This window comes from Cellulomonas sp. Root485 (assembly GCF_001426705.1).
Classification (GTDB): Bacteria; Actinomycetota; Actinomycetes; order Actinomycetales; family Cellulomonadaceae; genus Cellulomonas.
Genome location: NZ_LMFC01000001.1, coordinates 1,159,903 through 1,177,678, shown reverse-complemented (window position 1 = coordinate 1,177,678; position 17,776 = coordinate 1,159,903). Strand labels below are relative to the sequence as shown.

The window sequence follows — 17,776 nt, the reverse complement described above, 5'->3', positions numbered from 1 at the left end:
GAGCAACAGATCACTCGCGGGGCATAGCACCGCGGTTATGCCCCGGGGCCAGCCAGTCGACGAAGCGCGGGCTGCTCCGGCTGACCGCCTCGGCATGCGCCCCGGCCGCGGCGTCGACGAGGCCCTCCACCGGCAGCGCTGCACGCTCCTCGTGCCACCCGACGTGGTGCGCCCACTGCAACGGTGCGCCCGCGAGCGGGACCACGGAGACCCCCGGCGTGTCCGGGAAGGTGGGCTGCACCAGCGCCACGCCGTGGCCGGCACGCACCAGGTCGACGCACGCCGCCCGGTCCGCCTCGCTCACCTTGACCGGCGTGAACCCCGCCCGCGCGCAAGCGGTGACGAAGCAGCGCTGGAAGCAGCCCGCGCCGGTGACCCCGAACCACTCGGCGTCCGCGAGGTCGCCGAGCGTCACGACGGCACGCGCAGCGAGCGGATGGTCGTCCGGCACCAGGAGGAACACGGGGTCGGTGCTCACCCGCGACCACCGGACCCCGTCCGCGGCGGGCGGCTCAGCGTTGCCGCACAGCCCCACGAGCGCGACGTCGAGCGCCCCGGTCGCCAGCTGGTCGGTGACCCCGTCGACGTCGGGCAGCGTCACGCTCGTCACCTCGACATCGAGCTCCGAGATCAGCCGGTTGACGAAGAGGCCGCCCAGCGCGGTGCTCGCCGTGCCGACGCGCACCGAGCGCGTCCGCAGGTCAGTGCCCGCCACGATGCGGTGCGCGTCCTCGACCAGCGCCGCCATCGCCGGGAGCAGGACCTTGGCCCGCCCGAGGACGAACTCGCCCAGCGCCGTGGGTCGCGCCCCGCGCTGGTCGCGGGTGAACACCGCGGCCCCGAATGCCCTGTCGATGCGGTTGAGCTGGGCGGTCAGGGCAGGCTGCGTGAGGCCGAGAGCTGTAGCCGCACGCGTGACCGAGCCCTGCTCCGCGACGGTGACGATGAGGCGCAGGTGACGCAGCTCGAGCTCCATCAGTCGAAACTATCGACCTGCCGCGCCCCAGGGGAGGTTGGCGGGGGCGGCGACGCACCGGGCGGAGATCCCGGTCGTGTGGGTGGCCGTGGGTAGCGTCCGCGTCATGTCGACCGTCCGCCGCCTGCGCCCCGTCTGGGCGGACGCCACCCCGGACCCGGCCGGCCGACCGGTCCAGCTGACCCTGGAGGACCTGGGGACGCCGCTGTCGGACGTCACGTTCGTCGTCGTCGACCTGGAGACCACCGGCGGCACCCCTGCGGACTGCGCGATCACCGAGATCGGGGCGGTCAAGGTGCGCGGTGGGGAGGTCCTCGGCGAGTTCCAGACGCTCGTGGACCCCGGAGGCCCGGTCCCGCCGTTCATCCAGGTGCTGACCGGGATCACCACCACCATGCTGATCGGTGCCCCGCCGATCGAGCAGGTGCTGCCCAGCTTCCTCGAGTTCTCCCGCGGCGCGGTGCTCGTCGCGCACAACGCCCCGTTCGACATCGGCTTCCTCAAGGCGGCCGCCGCGCGGACGGGTCACGCGTGGCCGGGCAACCAGGTGGTGGACACGGTCCGGCTCGCCCGGCGCGTCGTCACCCGCGACGAGGCACCGAACCACAAGCTCTCGTCGCTCGCCAACCTGTTCCACGCCACCGTGACGCCCAACCACCGGGCGCTGTCGGACGCGCAGGCGACGGTTGACGTGCTGCACGCCCTCCTGGCGCGGCTCGCGCCCCTGGGCGTCACCCACCTGGAGGATCTCGCCACGGCGACGGACCCCGTGCCACAGGACGTGCGCCGCAAGCGCACCCTGGCGGACGGGCTGCCGGACACCCCTGGCGTCTACCTGTTCCGCGGACCCGGCGACGAGGTCCTGTACGTCGGGACCTCCACCACGTCGCTGCGCCAGCGCGTGCGGTCGTACTTCACGTCCGCCGAGAAGCGCAGCCGGATGATCGAGATGGTCCGTGTCGCCCACCGCGTCGACCCCGTCCCGTGCGCCACACCGCTCGAAGCGCGCATCCGGGAGCTGCGGCTCATCGCCGCCCACTCCCCCCGGTACAACCGCCGCTCCCGGTTCCCCGAGCGCATGCCGTGGGTCCGGCTCACCTCCGAGCCGTACCCGCGGCTGTCCGTCGTCCGGGAGGTCAAGGACGAGGACGGCGCCACCTACATCGGCCCGTTCTCCTCGGCCTCCACCGCGCAGCTGGCCGTCGAGGCGCTGCACGAGAGCTTCCCGATCCGGCAGTGCACCCGCCGGCTCCCCCTGGTGGCTCTGGCAGGCTCCTCCGCCTGCGTGCTCGCCGAGATGGGCAAGTGCGGAGCGCCCTGCACGGGTCACCAGGGCGTCGTCGACTACGGGGACGTGGTCGACCGGGTCCGGCACGCGATGCTCGCCGACCCGGCCGCGGTGGTCGAGGCCCACGCCGACCGGATCGCGTGGCTCGCAGCGCAAGAACGCTTCGAGGAGGCTGCGACCGTCCGGGACAGGCTCGGCGGATTCCTGCGCGGCGCAGCACGCGCCCAGCGGTTCGCTCCGCTCGCCACCTGTCCCGAGCTCGTGGCCGCGCGTCGCAGCGACGACGGCGGGTGGGAGATCGTGCTCGTGCGCTACGGGCGCCTCGCGGGGACCGCACGCGTCGACCGCCGCACGGATCCTCGCCCGACGATCGCCACCCTCCAGGCCACCGGCGAGCAGGTCGAGCCTGCGGTGGCGCCCGCGACGGCGGCGCACCCGGAGGAGACCGACCTGATCCTCGCGTGGCTCGAGAAGCCGGGCGTGCGGCTCGTCGCCGTGGACGTGCCCTGGGCGTGCCCCGTGCGGTCGGCGGAGTCGCTCGGGGACGCCACCACGGCCGTCGCCACCCTGGTCCGCCCTCGTCTCGCGACCGCCGACGACGGCCGCGTCGTGCAGCTGGTGCCGGCGTCCGACGGCTCCGCCGGGGAGCGTGAGCTCGACATCACCGAGGCTCGGCCGGTGACGCTCGACCTCGACGACGCGCGGGTCATCCCGATCAGCGTTCGCCCTCCGCGCACGGCATGATGGCGAGCATGCTGACCGCCATCGTGCTCATCGACTCGGACGCCGCGAGGATCCCGGAGGTCGCCGCCGCGATCGCCGACCTGCCCGGCGTCAGCGAGGTCTACTCCGTCACCGGAGAGGTCGACCTGATCGCCATGGTCCGCGTGCGCGAGCACGACGACCTCGCGGACGTCATCGCGGACAAGGTGAGCAAGATCGAGGGCGTCCTGCGCACCCAGACCTACATCGCGTTCCGCACGTACTCCCAGCACGACCTGGAACAGGCGTTCGCGCTCGGGTTGGAGGACTGACCTGGAGCGGAGCGCAGGCTGAGGGGCGCGGAGCGTCACTCGGCCGGAGCGGAGCGCAAGGTCAGTCCGACCAGAGGGGCGCGGAGCGTCACTCGGCCGGAGCGGAGCGCAAGGTCAGTCCGACCACAAGCACAGGGACTGACCTGGAGCGGAGCGCAGGCTGAGGGCGCGGAGCGTCACTCGGCCGGAGCACAGCGCAAGGTCAGTCCGACCACAAGCACAGGGACGTCCGGTGACGTGCCCAGGCAGCCCGACCACGAGGAACCGGGACTGACCCCTCAGCGCTCGCTGGCTGCCCGCCAGCGCGCCAGCGCGTCCGCGGCCGCGCCGCTGTCCAGCGCCGCGCGCGCATGCTCGCTCCCGGCAGCCAGGCGCTCGACGAGCGTGCCGTCCGAAGTGCCGGGCAGCGTCCCGTCCGCCACGAGAGCGGCCGCCACGTTGAGCACGACGGTCTCGCGCACGGGGCCCGTCTGTCCGTCGAGCAGACGCCGGGCGACGTCGGCGTTGTAGTCCGCCTTCGCGCCCCGCAGTGACTCGAGCGAGATCCGCTCGACCCCGAGGTCCGTCTCCCAGTCGATCACCGACTCGGTGACGCCGCCGCCCCGGACCTCCCAGATGCGGGTGGGACCGGTCGGGGCGATCTCGTCGAGACCGTCCTCGCCGCGGAACACGAGCGCGCTGGCGCCCCGTCCGGCGAGCACGCCGGCGAGGAGCGGTGCCATCCGGGCCTCGGCGACGCCGATGGCGGCGGACCTCGGCTGGGCCGGGTTGGTGAGCGGCCCGAGGAAGTTGAAGGCCGTCCCGATGCCCAGCTCGGTGCGAGCCGCGGCGGTGTGCCGGAACGAGGGGTGGAACACCTGCGCGAAGCAGAAGGTGATGCCGACCTCGGTGGCGAGCTCGGCGATGCGAGCGGGCGAGTGGTCCAGCCGGATCCCGAGCGCCTCGAGCACGTCTGCCGACCCGGAGGACGACGATGCGGCGCGGTTGCCGTGCTTGACGACGGTCAGCCCGGCTCCTGCGATGACGAGGGCGGACATCGTCGAGATGTTCACGGTGTGGGACCGGTCGCCGCCGGTGCCGACGATGTCGAGCGTGCGGCCGGGAACCTCGATCCGGACGGCGTGCGCGAGCATCGTGTCGGCCAGCGCCGTGAGCTCACCGACGGACTCACCCTTGGTCTTCAGCCCGAGGAGGAACGCGGCGATCTTCGGGGTCGACGCCGCGCCGGTCATGATCTCGGACATGGCCCACGACGTCTGGTCGGACGAGAGGTCCCGCCGGGACGCGAGCGTGGCGAACAGGTCGGGCCACGTGGGCGAGGTCGGTGCGGTGGGGGCGTCCGTCATCGGGTGACGGCCGACGACTCGACGATCGCGGCGACGGCCCCGTGCAGCTCGACCGGGTCGAGGGGGCGGCTGACCACGGCGTCGGCGTTCGACCAGGACGCGAGCCAGGCGTCCTGCGGGCGTCCGGTCAGGACGAGTGTCGGCGGGCACCGGAAGATCTCGTCCTTGAGCTGGCGCGCGAGACCGAGGCCACCGACCTTGTCGGCCTCGCCGTCGAGGATCAGCAGGTCCAGCCCGCCCGACTCGGTCTGCGCGATGACGGCGGCGGCGGTGGCCACCTCGACCCACTCGATGTCCGGGGCGCCGCGCCGGAGCCGACGACCGACCGCGAGCCGCACCTGCGCGCGGGCGTCGACGTCGTCGCTGTACAGAAGGATCCGCGGGCCGGGGGTGGCGGCTCCTGCGTTCTCGGGCTGCGCCGTGCTCATGGAAGGTCCCTCACTCGTCGTCGACGTGCGTCCGTGGGGATTCTGGCACGGCTCGTCCCACCGGCGTGGGCAGGCCCGCCATCGGGTCGCCGGAGCGCATAGCACGGGCCGTGCGGCGCGCCCGCGCACGACGATCTGGTGGACCTCCTGCGACCCCGTCCGCACTCCCCCGACGGCGCGCCAGATCCGCATGATCTCCCTGTCTCTGCTCGCGCGCGAGGGTCCGGATCATGACGGTGTGACATTTACCTGAGGCCACGCTGAGCGTCCGACGTCCCACAGGGGTGCGTCATCAGCCATAATGACGATCGTGTCGACCGCAACGGCTGCCCCGCGCACCAGCCCCCACGTGAGCGTCAACCGACCCAACCCCGTGTCGGTAGGGACGATCGTCTGGCTGGCCAGCGAGCTCATGTTCTTCGCCGGCCTCTTCGCCATGTACTTCACGCTGCGTGGCGCAGACCCTGAGGCCTGGGCGGAGAACACGCCGAAGCTCAACATCACCTTCGCCGCGATCAACACCACGGTGCTGGTGCTGTCCTCGGTGACGTGCCAGATGGGCGTGTGGGCCGCGGAGCGGTTCCAGCCCGTGCGCACCGGTTCGCTGATCCAGGTGAACCGGTGGGGCATGAACGAGTGGATGGCCCTCACGTACCTCATGGGCGCCTTCTTCATCGGCGGCCAGATCTACGAGTACGCCGCGCTCGTCCAGGAGGGCCTGACCATCGCGTCGAGCCCGTACGGCTCTGTCTTCTACCTGACGACCGGGTTCCACGGTCTGCACGTCGTCGGCGGTCTGCTCGCCTTCCTGTTCCTGCTGGGCCGCTCGTTCAGCGCCAAGCGCTTCGGCCATCACGAGGCCACCACCGCGATCGTCACGTCGTACTACTGGCACTTCGTCGACGTCGTGTGGATCGCGCTCTTCGCCATCATCTATCTCCTGAAGTAGCGGCGGCGGGCGCCCCCGCCCAACGCTTCGTAGTCCCCTATCCCCCATGTGCGAGACGAGGATCGATCCGTGAAGGCACTCGCAGCCCGCAGGCAGGATCGGCGTGCGCCGATCGTGCTGCTCCTGCTGGCGCTGCTGCTCACCGGTGGCCTGTACGCGGTGCTGGCACCGACGTCGGCCGACGCGACGCCTGTGCAGGCGAGCACGAACGACATCGCGACCGGCGAGAAGCTGTTCCAGGCCAACTGCGCCTCCTGCCACGGACCGGCCGCGTCCGGCACGGCGAGCGGCCCGTCCCTCATCGGGGTGGGTGCTGCCGCCGTGGACTTCCAGGTCGGCACCGGTCGGATGCCCATGCAGATGAGCGGACCGCAGGCGCAGGTCAAGCCGGTCCAGTTCGACCAGGAGCAGATCAACCAGCTCGCCGCGTTCGTCGCGTCGCTGGGTGCCGGGCCGGCCATCCCGACCGCGGAGCAGGTCGACCCCGCCCTCGGTGACGTGTCCAACGGGATGCTGATCTTCCGCACCAACTGCGCGATGTGCCACAACGCCGTCGGCGCGGGCGGTGCGCTCTCCCAGGGCAAGTTCGCGCCCAACCTGTGGGAGACCACCCCCACCCACCTGTACGAGGCCATGCTGACCGGCCCGCAGTCGATGCCCGTGTTCAACGACGCGAACATCACCCCCGAGGAGAAGCGCGACATCATCGCGTTCATCGACAAGCAGGGCGGCACCTCGCCCGGCGGTCTCGACCTCGGCGCCCTCGGTCCGGTGAGCGAGGGCCTGTGGGCCTGGGTCGTCGGCATGGGCCTGCTCATCGGCGCAGCAGTCTGGATCGGAGCGAAGTCCTCGTGAGCAACCACGACACGGGCCACGAGGCCGGGAACGAGATCGTCACGCACGCGCCGGGCGCGCTGCCCGACCGGTTCGAGGACCCGGGCCACCCGGAGCACCACGACCGCATGGGCGACAACGACCCGAAGGCGAACAAGCGGGCCGAGCGTCAGGTCGTCGCCCTGTTCGCCGTCTCGGTGCTCGCCACGCTCGGCTTCCTGGTCGCGTACTTCGCGCTCCCGCCGGGCGACACGCCGGAGTCGATGCTCCGCTCCAACCTCGCGCTGGGCCTCGGGCTCGCGCTCAGCCTGCTGGGCATCGGCTTCGCCGCCGTCCACTGGGCCAAGGCGCTCATGAACGACCACGAGAAGTCCGAGGACCGGCACCTGCAGCGCAGCTCGGACGAGAACCGCGAAGCCGCGGTGACCGTCCTCAAGGAAGGCGCTGCGGACTCGGCCATCGGTCGGCGCGGCGTGCTCCAGGGCGCGATGATCTCGGCCCTCGCACTCTTCCCGCTCGCGATCGTCGTGCCGTTCGTGGGCAACATCGGTGACGACTGGAACGTCTCGAAGTTCCGGCACACGATGTGGAAGAAGGGCACCAAGCTCGCCACGGACCCGTCGGGACGGCCGATCAAGGCCGCCGACGTGACTATCGGCTCGGTGTTCCACGTCATCCCGGAGGACCTCCACGAGGCGGAGCACCCGCTCGACGAGAAGGCCAAGGCCGTCGTCCTGCTGGTCCGCCTCGACCCGGCCGACCTCACCGAGGCCGAGGACCGCAAGGGTTGGTCCTATGACGGGATCGTCGCATACTCGAAGATCTGCACCCACGTGGGTTGTCCGGTCGCGCTGTACGAGCAGCAGACTCACCACCTCCTGTGCCCGTGCCACCAGTCGACGTTCGACGTGGCGGACGGAGCAAAGGTCGTGTTCGGACCGGCGAAGCGGCCCCTGCCGCAGCTGCCGATCACTGTCGATGACGAGGGCTACCTGATCGCGCAGAGCGACTTCACCGAGCCCGTCGGCCCGAGCTACTGGGAGCGTCTGGCCCGATGACGACCACAGCCACCCCGACCCCCGTCGAGAAGATCGCCGCGGGTACAGCGGACTACCTGGACCAGCGCACCGGCATCGGGACGTTCGTCAAGACGTTCGCGCGGAAGATCTTCCCGGACCACTGGTCCTTCCTGCTCGGCGAGATCGCACTGTTCAGCTTCATCACGATCCTGATCTCGGGTGTCTTCCTCACGATCTTCTTCGTGCCGAGCATGACCGAGGTGCACTACGAGGGCCCCTGGGCCGCCATGAACGGCGTCGAGATGTCCGAGGCGTTCGCCTCGACCCTGCGGCTGTCGTTCGAGGTGCGCGGCGGTCTGCTCATGCGGCAGATCCACCACTGGGCCGCCCTGATCTTCATGGCCGCGATCGTCACGCACATGATGCGCGTGTTCTTCACGGGCGCGTTCCGCAAGCCGCGCGAGGTCAACTGGGTGGTCGGCTTCCTGCTGCTCATCCTCGGCCTGGCCGCCGGCTTCTCGGGCTACTCGCTCCCTGACGACGTCCTGTCGGGCAACGGTCTGCGGATCACCGACGGTGTCGTGCGAGCCATCCCGATCATCGGCAGCTACACGTCGTACTTCATCTTCGGCGGCGAGTTCCCGGGCCAGGACCTCATCCCCCGCCTGTTCACGGTGCACATCCTGCTGGTGCCGGGCATCATCCTGGCGCTCATCGGGCTGCACCTGTTCTTCGTCGTGCTGCACAAGCACACGCAGTACCCGGGCTCGGGTCGGTCCGACAAGAACGTCGTCGGCTACCCGCTCTTCCCCATCTACGTGGCGAAGGCGGGCGGCTACTTCTTCACCGTCTTCGGCGTCATCGCGCTCATGGCGGCGACGATGTCGATCAACCCGGTGTGGAACTACGGTCCGTACGACCCGTCACCGATCTCGGCGGGAGCCCAGCCGGACTGGTACATGCTCTTCCTCGAGGGATCCCTGCGCCTGATGCCAGGGTTCACCGAGATCGTCATCGGGCACTACACGCTGTCGCTCAACGTGATCATCCCGGCGATGGTCGTGCCGGGCATCCTGTTCACGCTGCTCGCGGCGTACCCGTTCATCGAGGCGTTCGCCACGGGCGACAAGCGTGAGCACCACGTCCTGGACCGCCCCCGCAACCGGCCGTTCCGGACCGCGTTCGGCGTCTCGCTCCTGACCGCGTTCTTCATCCTGATCCTCGCGGGCTCCAACGACCTGATCGCGACGCACTTCCACATGTCGCTCAACGACATCACGTGGGCGTTCCGTGTGCTGATCTTCCTCGGCCCCTGGTTCGCGTTCTGGGTGACCAAGCGCATCTGCCTCGGGCTGCAGCGCAAGGACCGTGAGCTGGTCCTGCACGGCCACGAGACGGGCCGCATCGTGCGGTTCGCCAACGGTGAGTACATCGAGGTGCACAAGCCGCTGGACGCCCACGAGCGCTGGCTGAGGGTGCAGCACGACGCGATCCGCCCGCTGGAGATCGAGCCGGCGGAGGACTCGCGTGGCGTCCGCCGCAAGGGCTACGGGCTGGACCGGATGCGGCAGCGCCTCTCGCAGACGTTCTACGAGGACCGCATCGAGCCGGTCACGCCCGCTGAGCTGGCCGCATCGCACTCGCACGGGGAGCACGACGCGATCGCGCCCACGGGCGAGCACGCGCCGGCCGAGCTGACCAGTGCCGTGGGCGGCGGGCAGCACCTGGTCGATCCGCAGGATGAGACGGCCCCCGACGGGCGGAATCGCTGATCCTGAGCAAGAGTTGACCGTGGAGTCGGGCGGCTCGCCGTAACGGCGAGCCGCCCGTTCCTTTGTACAGAGCGGACCGCGACAGTGGTCCCAGACCGACGCAGGAGAGGTGTACTCACGCATGGCTGACTACTCGCTTCCGGATCTGCCCTACGACTACGCGGCACTCGAGCCGCACATCTCGGGCCGGATCATGGAGCTGCACCATGACAAGCACCACGCCGCGTACGTGACCGGCGCCAACACCGCGCTCGAGAAGCTCGCGGCCGCCCGTGCCGCCGACGACTTCGCCGCCGTGAACCTCCACGAGAAGAACCTCGCGTTCAACCTCGGCGGTCACGTCAACCACTCCGTGTTCTGGCAGAACCTCTCCCCCGACGGCGGCGACAAGCCGACCGGTGAGCTGGGCGCCGCGATCGACGAGTTCTTCGGCTCGTTCGAGGCGTACCAGAAGCACTTCGCCGCCAACGCGCTCGGGATCCAGGGCTCCGGCTGGTCCATCCTCGCGTGGGACTCGATCGGCCAGAAGCTCGTGATCGTGCAGCTGTACGACCAGCAGAGCAACATCGCGCTCGGCCTCGTGCCGGTCGTCGTCCTGGACATGTGGGAGCACGCCTTCTACCTCGACTACGTCAACGTCAAGGCGGACTACGTCAAGGCGTGGTGGAACATCGTGAACTGGGCCGACGCCGCCGCACGCTTCGACCGTGCGCGGACGCAGACGGCGGGACTCATCGTCGCCGTCTGACACGCTGCCTGAACGCCTGAGGGCCGCCTCCCCGTCCGGGAGGCGGCCCTCAGGCGTTTCGCGCGCCCTCAGGAGTTCGGCTGCAGGGTGCCGATCTCGATGCCGTTCTCGTCGACGAAGATGAGGTTCTCGCCCTCGAGCGTCGCCTTCACCGACAGCGACAGCCAGGTGTCGACGCTCTGGCAGGCCATTCGTGTCGTCGCCCACTCCCCGAACGCCACCTGGGTGTCGTTCTGCTCCCAGGTGCCGACCATCTGGTTGCACCCGTCGGTCCCGGTCGCCGTCCCGTCCTCGGCGAGCTCGAGCGAGGCGATCCCCTCGGTGTCCTGCATGCCCCAGACACCCGCGACGTCGTCGACAGGCGCACTGCTCGCGGCGTCGTCGGCGCACGCCCCCAGCGACGCACAAGCGACCGTGACGAGCACGAGCGCCGCGGTCACCCGGATCCGGTTCACTCAGACTTCTCCAGGGTCCCGATCTCCTTGTCGCCCGAGCCCAGGACCGTCATCTCGTCGCCGTCGACGGTCGCCGACTCGGCGCCGGAGAGCCAGGTGTCGACGTCCTCGCAGGCCATCATGGTCGCCGCCAGGTCGCTGAAGGCGACCTCGGTCCCGTCGACCTCCCACGACCCTGTGAGCTGGTTGCAGCCGTCGCTGCCGGTGAGGCCGCCGTCCTCGGCGAGCTCCAGGTAGACCCGCGGCTCCGAGTCCCCCTGCGCCCACTCGCCTGCGACGTCGGTCGGGGAGAGCTCAGCGCCTGAGCCGGAGCTGCTCGCACATCCGGCGAGCACACCCCCGGCGGCGAGAACGAGCACGAAGGATCGAGCCACGGAGGTGCGCGAAAGCCTCATAACGGCGACGTTATCGCAGAGCACACAAGAAAACCCCCACCTGTCGGCAGGGGCTCTCTCGACGTGTCGGTCAGTGGGCGTGCTGGCCGCGGGAGAACTCGAACACCCAGCCGACCAGGCCGATGACGCCGAGGGCGATGCCGATGTACGACAGCCACCAGCCGATCGCCAGGCCGGCGAAGGTGATCGCGCCGGAGACGCCGAGCACCAGCGGCCACCAGCTCCACGGGCTGTACACGCCTTGGTCGCCGGCCCCCTGCTCGATCTCGCCGAGCGGGTCGTCCTCCGGGCGGTCGTCGATCCGGCGGGACAGCAGGGCGAAGTAGGCGCCGATCATGCCGACGAGACCACCGACGAGCGGGATCCCGACGGTGCCGACCGCCTCACCACCGCTCCACGCCGCGTAGATCAGCCCGACGGGGACGAAGAACAGGACGCCGTACAGGAAGAGCTTCGTCTCGAGCTTCATCGGGTGCCCTCCTCGTCCGTGCCCGGGCGCTCCTCGACGATCGTCGCGGTCGACTGCTCCGGCTCACCCTTGTCGTTCACGACGCGGTCGGCCGCGACCTCGCTCTCGCCGCGGCGGTCCGCCTCCCAGTCGAGCGGCCCAGGGTTGGGCTCGACGTGGTCCATGGCGGCGACCTCGGGGTGGTGCAGGTCGAACGCGGGGCGCTCGGAGCGGATGCGGGGCAGCGACGTGAAGTTGTGCCGCGGCGGCGGGCAGCTGGTGGCCCACTCGAGCGAGGCACCGTAGCCCCACGGGTCGTCGACGGTGACCAGGGGCGCGTTGCGCCACGTGGTGTAGACGTTCCAGAGGAATGGCAGGGTCGACGCGGCGAGGATGACCGCACCGATCGTGGAGAGCTGGTTCATCCACGTGAAGCCGTCGTCGGGCGAGTAGTCCGCGTACCGACGCGGCATGCCCTTGACGCCCAGCCAGTGCTGGATGAGGAACGTCGTGTGGAAGCCGATGAACAGCATCCAGAAGTGCACCTTGCCCAGGCGCTCGTCGAGCATCCGGCCCGTCATCTTGGGCCACCAGAAGTAGAAGCCCGCGAACATCGCGAACACCACGGTGCCGAACACCACGTAGTGGAAGTGCGCGACGACGAAGTACGAGTCGGACAGCGGGAAGTCGAGGGCCGGGCTGGACAGGATGATGCCCGTCAGACCACCGAACAGGAACGTGACGAGGAAGCCGATGGTCCACAGCATCGGCGTCTCGAAGGTGAGCTTGCCGCGCCACATCGTGCCGATCCAGTTGAAGAACTTCACGCCGGTCGGGACCGCGATGAGCATCGTCATGAAGGCGAAGAACGGCAGGAGCACCGAACCGGTGACGTACATGTGGTGCGCCCACACGGTGACCGACAGGGCCGCGATCGCGATCGTCGCGTACACCAGACCCTTGTAGCCGAAGATCGGCTTGCGGCTGAAGACCGGCAGGATCTCCGTGATGATGCCGAAGAACGGCAGCGCGATGATGTAGACCTCGGGGTGCCCGAAGAACCAGAACAGGTGCTGCCAGAGGATGGCTCCCCCGTTTTCGGGGTTGAACACCTGGGCACCGAGGCGCCGGTCCGCGCCGAGGGCGAACAGGGCCGAGGCCAGCGGCGGGAACGCCATGAGCACCAGCAGCGACGTCACCAGGGTGTTCCAGGTGAAGATCGGCATGCGGAACATCGTCATGCCGGGCGCGCGCATGGTGACGATCGTGGTGATGAAGTTGACGGCACCGAGGATGGTGCCGAAGCCGGCGAGCGCGAGGCCGAAGACCCACAGGTCACCGCCGACACCCGGTGAGTACACGGTGTTCGACAGCGGTGCGTAGGCGAACCAGCCGAACGACGCGGCGCCCTGCGGTGTGAAGAACCCGGCGCCCGCGATGGTGCCGCCGAAGAAGAACATCCAGTACGCGAGCATGTTCAGCCGCGGGAACGCGACGTCGGGCGCGCCGATCTGCAACGGCATGATCACGTTGGCGAAGCCCGCGAACAGGGGTGTCGCGAACAGCAGCAGCATGATCGTGCCGTGCATGGTGAACGCCTGGTTGTACTGCTCGCGGGACTGGAAGATGTCCATCCCCGGCGCGAAGAGCTCGGCACGGATGAGCAGCGCCAGGACGCCGCCGATGGCGAACCAGACGAACGACGTGATCAGGTACAGGTACCCGATCGTCTTGTGGTCGGTCGAGGTGATCCACTTGATCACCGTGCGCCCGAGGGTCTGACGCGAGGGCGCCAGGCCGGGGATGTGCTCCGCGACGGCGGCCATCAGTTCTCACCCTCCTGCGGAGTGCTGTCCAGGTCCTGCTGGCGGCTGTACTCGAGCCCGAGCGAGCCTTCCTGGCCCTTGGCCTTCAGCTCCTCGATGTGTGCCTCGTACTCCTCGCGCGACACGACCTTCACGTTGAACAGCATCGACGAGTGGTACTCGCCGCAGAGCTCAGCGCACTTGCCCAGGTACTCGCCCTCTTCGTTGGGGGTGACCTGGAACGTGTTCGTCTTGCCCGGGATCATGTCCATCTTGAAGAGGAACGCGGGCACCCAGAACGAGTGGATGACGTCGCGCGAGTCGAGCGTGAACTCGACCCGCTCGTCGACCGGCAGGTACAGGGTGACCTGGTCGCGCAGCACGCCGGTGCCGGCGGAGCCGACGTCCTGCGCGTGCTGGCCGGTGTCGTACGCGTCGTCGTCGAGGTAGTTGAAGTCCCAGCTCCACTGCTTGCCGATGACCTGCACATGGACGTCCGCCTCGGCGGAGGTGTCGACGATCGCGGAGGTGTCGCGGTTCGTGTAGTAGAAGAGCACCCCGACCATGATGATCGGCAGGATCACGTACATGACCTCGAGCGGAACGTGGTACCGCAGCTGCACGGGGAGGGTGTCGTCACCCTTGCGCTTCCGGTAGACCGCGACGCACCACAGCATCAGGCCCCACGTGATGAGGCCGACGATGAGTGCGGCGATCCAGGAGCCGACCCACAGGTTCGTGATGCGCCCTGTCTGGTCGGTGATCTCGGCGTCGGAGTTGCCGGGGAGCCAGCCGCGCTGCACCTCGGCGGAACAACCGCTGAGTACGACGGCGACGACGCCAAGCAGACCGGCCAGCAGCACGGCTGGTCGCCGCGTGCGACGGGGGGTGTCCGGGTGCAACGGGGGGACCTCTCACTCGCGTCCCGTCGACACCCCAGCGTTGCAGCAGGGCGCCATGCGGGACCTTCGTCCTCGACCTGTGCAGCCTAGCGCGCCGACCAGATCCTTTCGTGCTGACGACACCCGTTGACGACACGGTGTCAGCACCATCACAGCGCGCGTCCTTCACCGGACCCGACCGTCGCCACCGCGCCGATCCCGGTGGTCCCGCGCCTGGTGACGGCTCTGCGGGGTTACGGTGCCCCGGTGAGCAGCCCGTCCGACCGTGATCCCGCCGCCGGCTCCGCGGCGGCCGCTGTGACGCACGCCACTGCCGGCAGGGTGGTTCTCGACGCCGGCGGCCGGGCGCCGCTGCTGCCCGAGGCGCGCAGCGCGTTCCTGGAGGCCCTCGACCAGGGCTGGGCGGATCCTCGGCGCCTGCACGCCGAGGGCCGTCGCGCGCGCATGCTGCTGGACGGTGCACGGGAGGCGATCGCCGCATCGGTCGGCGCCCGCACGCCCGAGGTCGACCTGGCTCCGTCGCACACCGCAGCGCTGCACGGCGCGGTCCGGTCCGTCGCCCGCGGGCGTCGACGGACGGGGTCGCAGGTCGTGGTCAGCGCGGTCGAGCGCGCGGCGGTGCTGAATGCGGCGGACTTCACCGGGGACCGCGCGACGGTCGGCGTCGACCGGTACGGGCAGGTGGACGCCCAGGAGTTCTCGGCTGCGCTCGCCCGTCCGGGGGTGGCACTCGCCGCGCTGCAGCACGCGAACGGCGAGGTGGGCACGCTGCAGCCTGTCGGCGCCGTGCACGACGCTGCGCGGACCGCGGGTGTCCCGCTGCTGGTGGACGCGGGCGCCAGCCTCGGCCACGTGGACGTCGGCGACGCGTGGGACCTGCTCGCGGCGGACGCGGGCGACTGGGGCGGCCCCGGAGGGCTCGGCGTCCTCGTGACGCGGTCCGGGGTCCGGCGTTCGCCCGACTGGCCGGAGGACGAGGACCGGTGGTTCCCGGGCGGGGTGAGCGTGCCCGCCGCGCTGGCGGCCGCGGTCGCGCTCCAGGTGGCCGTCTCGACGAGGTCTCGGGACGACGCCGCTCGCCGCGCGCTGGTGGACACGCTCCGCTCGCGCGTCGCGGCCGAGGTGCCGGACGTGGACGTGGTCGGGCACCCGGTGGACCGTCTCCCCCACGTCCTGACGTTCTCGTGCCTGTACGTCGAGGGCGAGGCGCTCCTGGCCGCGCTCGACGCGCGCGGCTTCGCGGTCGGCTCGGGGTCGGCGTGCACGTCGAGCGCGCTGGAGCCGAGCCACGTGCTGGCGGCCATGGGGGCGCTGACGCACGGGAACATCCGCCTGGCGCTCCCCCGCGGCACGTCGGCCCAGGACGTCGAGCGGTTCCTCGCCGAGCTGCCCGGGATCGTCGTCGGCGTCCGTCAGGCCTGGGGGGTCGGCGGCCTGTGACGACCGTCGACGCGCGCGGGCTGCGCTGCCCGGCACCGGTGATCCGCCTCGCACGGGCCGCCGCGGAGGCGCCGCCGGGCACCGAGCTGACCGTGCTGGCCACCGACCCCGCCGCGGTGCACGACGTGCCCGCCTGGGCCCGCATGCGTGGCCACGAGATGGTCGGAGCCACCGAGCAGGACGGCGTGCACGCGCTCACCGTCCGGACGCACGCATGACGAAGGCCCGGCTCCCCTGAGGAAACCGGGCCTGCGTCGCGTCAGATCAGCTGAACGAGCCGCCGCACGCGCACGCGCTGCCCGCGTTCGGGTTGTCGATGGTGAAGCCCTGCTTCTCGATCGAGTCGGCGAAGTCGATCGTCGCGCCGTCGAGGTACGGCACGCTCATGCGGTCGACGACGACCTCGACACCGTCGTAGTCCTTGACGACGTCGCCGTCGAGGACCCGCTCGTCGAAGTAGAGCTGGTAGATGAGGCCGGAGCAACCACCGGGCTGGACGGCGACGCGCAGACGCAGGTCGTCGCGGCCCTCCTGCTCGAGCAGGCTGCGGACCTTCGAGGCGGCGAAGTCGGTGAGGAGGACGCCGTGCGTCTCGGTCGCGCTCTGCGTCGCGGTGGTCTCGCTCATTGGTCTCTCCTGGGTGCTCGCTGGACAGCAGTTCTGGTGCGTCAACCTCGGCAACAGCACCGAACCCGAGGTTGTTCCCGTCCAGGGTACGACTCCGACGGCGGACTTCCGCTCAACGTGACCAGGTTCTCGCTACCCGGGCGGCACGCGCCGCGAGGGTCTGCGCCGGCGCAGCGAGCGCGGCGGCCACCTGCTCGGGGTTCTCGCCGACCGCGTAGGCGGCCGTGATCCCCGCTGCGGACAGCTCACGACGCCCGACCAGCACCTCCCCCGCGAGGACGACCGTGGGGACGGCGGCCGGGAGCGCGCGCGAGGCCACCTCGGACACGACCTTCCCGTGCAGGGACTGCCAGTCGAACCTGCCCTCGCCGGTGACGACGACGTCGTGGTCGGCGATCAGGTCTACCAGGCCGACGGCGTCCGCCACGAAGACCGAGCCGGGCACCAGCCGGGCACCGAGCAACGCCAGCCCGAAACCCAACCCGCCCGCCGCACCGGCGCCGGGCGCGGCCGTCAGCCGGGACGCGGTCGCCGCGGGACGGGCTCCCGCGAGCAGGTCCGGGCGGACCGCGTCGCCGAGGGCAGCGGTGGCGGCGTGCGCGAAGTGCCCGAGCGCCCGCTCGAGGTCCTGCGCCTGCTCGGGCGTCGCCCCCTTCTGGGCCGCGAACCCGGCGCTCGCGCCGTGCAGGCCCAGCAGCGGCACGTCGACGTCGGTGGCGACGACGAGCTCCACGTCGTGCAGCCGGTCGCGGAGCTCCCGCAGTCCGAGAAGGTCGTCCGCTGTGACCTGGCCGAGCGTCCCGCCGCCCGCACCGAGGACGTCGGCCGGGCTCTGCAGTCCGAGCGCGCGGGCCAACCCCACCAGGGCCCCCGCGCCGGCGTCGTTCGTCGCGGAGCCGCCGAGCCCGACGACGACCCGTCGGGCACCTGCGTCGAGGGCGGCGGCGAGCAGCTCCCCCACCCCGCGGCTGGAGGTGCGGGTGGGGTCGCGCAGCCCGTCGGGGACCAGCGGGAGGCCGACGGCCTGTGCGGACTCGACGTAAGCGGTCGTGCCCACCAGCAGGATCACCGCCGGAACGGGCGTGCCGACCGGCGACTCGACGGTCACCGGGAGGAGCTCACCGCCGAGTGCCGACTGCAGCGTGGCGACGAAGCCGGGGCCACCGTCCGACAGCGGGCACACGGTCACATCGTCGTGCGGTGCCGTCGTGCGCCACGCCCCGGCGATGGTCTGGGCGGCCTCGGCGGCCGTCAGGCTCGAGCCGAAGCTGTCGGGGGCGATGAGCACGCGCACGGCGTGCATCGTGACA

Annotated in this window: 19 protein-coding genes; 9 read left to right on the top strand and 10 right to left on the bottom strand. The window is 70.7% G+C overall.

The window, feature by feature from the left end:
- Window positions 1–10: 10 nt before the first annotated feature.
- Window positions 11–976 (bottom strand): LysR family transcriptional regulator, encoded by a 966-nt coding sequence (locus ASD16_RS05425; RefSeq protein WP_055913817.1) that lies wholly within the window; start codon window positions 974–976, stop codon window positions 11–13.
- Window positions 977–1,082: 106 nt separating this feature from the next.
- On the opposite strand from ASD16_RS05425, the gene ASD16_RS05420 reads away from it, so the two are divergent.
- Both ASD16_RS05420 and ASD16_RS05415 read left to right on the top strand, forming a co-directional pair.
- Window positions 1,083–3,008, top strand: a complete 1,926-nt coding sequence (locus tag ASD16_RS05420; RefSeq protein ID WP_082570702.1) for a DEDD exonuclease domain-containing protein — start codon at window positions 1,083–1,085, stop codon at window positions 3,006–3,008.
- Between the two features lie 8 nt (window positions 3,009–3,016).
- Entirely contained in the window at window positions 3,017–3,298 is a 282-nt protein-coding gene (locus tag ASD16_RS05415; protein WP_055915755.1) for an Lrp/AsnC family transcriptional regulator, read from the top strand.
- Between the two features lie 278 nt (window positions 3,299–3,576).
- On the opposite strand, the gene trpD is transcribed toward ASD16_RS05415, so the two are convergent.
- Entirely contained in the window at window positions 3,577–4,644 is a 1,068-nt protein-coding gene (trpD, locus tag ASD16_RS05410) for an anthranilate phosphoribosyltransferase (protein ID WP_055913814.1), read from the bottom strand.
- Window positions 4,641–5,072, bottom strand: a complete 432-nt coding sequence (locus tag ASD16_RS05405) for a response regulator transcription factor (protein WP_055913811.1) — start codon at window positions 5,070–5,072, stop codon at window positions 4,641–4,643. Before ASD16_RS05405 ends, trpD begins: the two co-directional genes overlap by 4 nt.
- A gap of 301 nt (window positions 5,073–5,373) precedes the next feature.
- On the opposite strand from ASD16_RS05405, the gene ASD16_RS05400 reads away from it, so the two are divergent.
- From ASD16_RS05400 to ASD16_RS05380, 5 genes are all read left to right on the top strand, one after another.
- Window positions 5,374–6,021 carry a heme-copper oxidase subunit III gene (locus ASD16_RS05400; protein WP_082570603.1) on the top strand — a complete coding sequence of 216 codons (648 nt, stop codon included), beginning with the start codon at window positions 5,374–5,376 and terminating at the stop codon, window positions 6,019–6,021.
- Window positions 6,022–6,090: 69 nt separating this feature from the next.
- Complete coding sequence (locus ASD16_RS05395; protein ID WP_055913808.1) at window positions 6,091–6,876, top strand: cytochrome c; 786 nt, start codon at window positions 6,091–6,093, stop codon at window positions 6,874–6,876.
- Complete coding sequence (locus ASD16_RS05390; RefSeq protein WP_055913805.1) at window positions 6,873–7,913, top strand: ubiquinol-cytochrome c reductase iron-sulfur subunit; 1,041 nt, start codon at window positions 6,873–6,875, stop codon at window positions 7,911–7,913. Before ASD16_RS05395 ends, ASD16_RS05390 begins: the two co-directional genes overlap by 4 nt.
- Window positions 7,910–9,646: a cytochrome bc complex cytochrome b subunit gene (locus ASD16_RS05385; RefSeq protein ID WP_055913802.1), complete on the top strand. Its 1,737-nt coding sequence runs from the start codon at window positions 7,910–7,912 to the stop codon at window positions 9,644–9,646. The genes ASD16_RS05390 and ASD16_RS05385 overlap by 4 nt, the downstream gene beginning before the upstream one ends.
- Before the next feature lie 121 nt (window positions 9,647–9,767).
- Entirely contained in the window at window positions 9,768–10,394 is a 627-nt protein-coding gene (locus tag ASD16_RS05380; protein ID WP_055913800.1) for a superoxide dismutase, read from the top strand.
- A gap of 68 nt (window positions 10,395–10,462) precedes the next feature.
- On the opposite strand, the gene ASD16_RS05375 is transcribed toward ASD16_RS05380, so the two are convergent.
- The 5 genes from ASD16_RS05375 to coxB form a co-directional block, all read right to left on the bottom strand.
- Complete coding sequence (locus tag ASD16_RS05375) at window positions 10,463–10,849, bottom strand: META domain-containing protein (RefSeq protein WP_055913796.1); 387 nt, start codon at window positions 10,847–10,849, stop codon at window positions 10,463–10,465.
- Window positions 10,846–11,223, bottom strand: coding sequence for an META domain-containing protein (locus tag ASD16_RS05370; protein ID WP_162250281.1), 378 nt, complete (start codon window positions 11,221–11,223; stop codon window positions 10,846–10,848). Before ASD16_RS05370 ends, ASD16_RS05375 begins: the two co-directional genes overlap by 4 nt.
- A gap of 91 nt (window positions 11,224–11,314) precedes the next feature.
- The gene (locus ASD16_RS05365) at window positions 11,315–11,713 is read right to left on the bottom strand and encodes a cytochrome c oxidase subunit 4 (protein ID WP_055913790.1); all 399 of its coding nucleotides are present in this window, start codon (window positions 11,711–11,713) and stop codon (window positions 11,315–11,317) included.
- Window positions 11,710–13,518: a cytochrome c oxidase subunit I gene (gene ctaD / locus ASD16_RS05360; RefSeq protein WP_055913787.1), complete on the bottom strand. Its 1,809-nt coding sequence runs from the start codon at window positions 13,516–13,518 to the stop codon at window positions 11,710–11,712. The genes ASD16_RS05365 and ctaD overlap by 4 nt, the downstream gene beginning before the upstream one ends.
- Window positions 13,518–14,399 carry a cytochrome c oxidase subunit II gene (coxB, locus tag ASD16_RS05355; protein WP_055913784.1) on the bottom strand — a complete coding sequence of 294 codons (882 nt, stop codon included), beginning with the start codon at window positions 14,397–14,399 and terminating at the stop codon, window positions 13,518–13,520. The genes ctaD and coxB overlap by 1 nt, the downstream gene beginning before the upstream one ends.
- Before the next feature lie 246 nt (window positions 14,400–14,645).
- Here coxB and ASD16_RS05350 point away from each other — a divergent pair, with 246 nt between their 5' ends.
- Both ASD16_RS05350 and ASD16_RS05345 read left to right on the top strand, forming a co-directional pair.
- Entirely contained in the window at window positions 14,646–15,839 is a 1,194-nt protein-coding gene (locus ASD16_RS05350) for a cysteine desulfurase family protein (RefSeq protein ID WP_369817918.1), read from the top strand.
- Window positions 15,836–16,057: a sulfurtransferase TusA family protein gene (locus tag ASD16_RS05345; protein WP_235523115.1), complete on the top strand. Its 222-nt coding sequence runs from the start codon at window positions 15,836–15,838 to the stop codon at window positions 16,055–16,057. Before ASD16_RS05350 ends, ASD16_RS05345 begins: the two co-directional genes overlap by 4 nt.
- A 46-nt stretch (window positions 16,058–16,103) precedes the next feature.
- Here ASD16_RS05345 and erpA read toward each other — a convergent pair whose 3' ends face one another.
- Together erpA and ASD16_RS05335 are read right to left on the bottom strand one after the other, a co-directional pair.
- Entirely contained in the window at window positions 16,104–16,466 is a 363-nt protein-coding gene (gene erpA / locus ASD16_RS05340) for an iron-sulfur cluster insertion protein ErpA (RefSeq protein WP_055913781.1), read from the bottom strand.
- Between the two features lie 112 nt (window positions 16,467–16,578).
- Complete coding sequence (locus ASD16_RS05335; RefSeq protein ID WP_055913778.1) at window positions 16,579–17,769, bottom strand: glycerate kinase; 1,191 nt, start codon at window positions 17,767–17,769, stop codon at window positions 16,579–16,581.
- Between the last annotated feature and the right edge of the window lie 7 nt (window positions 17,770–17,776).

Excerpts from the sequence above, each read along its gene's own strand:
- ctaD (WP_055913787.1), bottom strand. The coding sequence starts at position 13,518 with ATGGCCGCCGTCGCGGAGCACATCCCCGGCCTGGCGCCCTCGCGTCAG.
- ASD16_RS05425 (WP_055913817.1), bottom strand. The coding sequence starts at position 976 with ATGGAGCTCGAGCTGCGTCACCTGCGCCTCATCGTCACCGTCGCGGAG.
- ASD16_RS05420 (WP_082570702.1), top strand. The coding sequence starts at position 1,083 with ATGTCGACCGTCCGCCGCCTGCGCCCCGTCTGGGCGGACGCCACCCCG.
- ASD16_RS05365 (WP_055913790.1), bottom strand. The coding sequence starts at position 11,713 with ATGAAGCTCGAGACGAAGCTCTTCCTGTACGGCGTCCTGTTCTTCGTC.
- ASD16_RS05400 (WP_082570603.1), top strand. The coding sequence starts at position 5,374 with ATGACGATCGTGTCGACCGCAACGGCTGCCCCGCGCACCAGCCCCCAC.
- ASD16_RS05405 (WP_055913811.1), bottom strand. The coding sequence starts at position 5,072 with ATGAGCACGGCGCAGCCCGAGAACGCAGGAGCCGCCACCCCCGGCCCG.
- ASD16_RS05415 (WP_055915755.1), top strand. The coding sequence starts at position 3,017 with ATGCTGACCGCCATCGTGCTCATCGACTCGGACGCCGCGAGGATCCCG.
- ASD16_RS05380 (WP_055913800.1), top strand. The coding sequence starts at position 9,768 with ATGGCTGACTACTCGCTTCCGGATCTGCCCTACGACTACGCGGCACTC.
- ASD16_RS05385 (WP_055913802.1), top strand. The coding sequence starts at position 7,910 with ATGACGACCACAGCCACCCCGACCCCCGTCGAGAAGATCGCCGCGGGT.
- trpD (WP_055913814.1), bottom strand. The coding sequence starts at position 4,644 with ATGACGGACGCCCCCACCGCACCGACCTCGCCCACGTGGCCCGACCTG.
- erpA (WP_055913781.1), bottom strand. The coding sequence starts at position 16,466 with ATGAGCGAGACCACCGCGACGCAGAGCGCGACCGAGACGCACGGCGTC.
- ASD16_RS05335 (WP_055913778.1), bottom strand. The coding sequence starts at position 17,769 with ATGCACGCCGTGCGCGTGCTCATCGCCCCCGACAGCTTCGGCTCGAGC.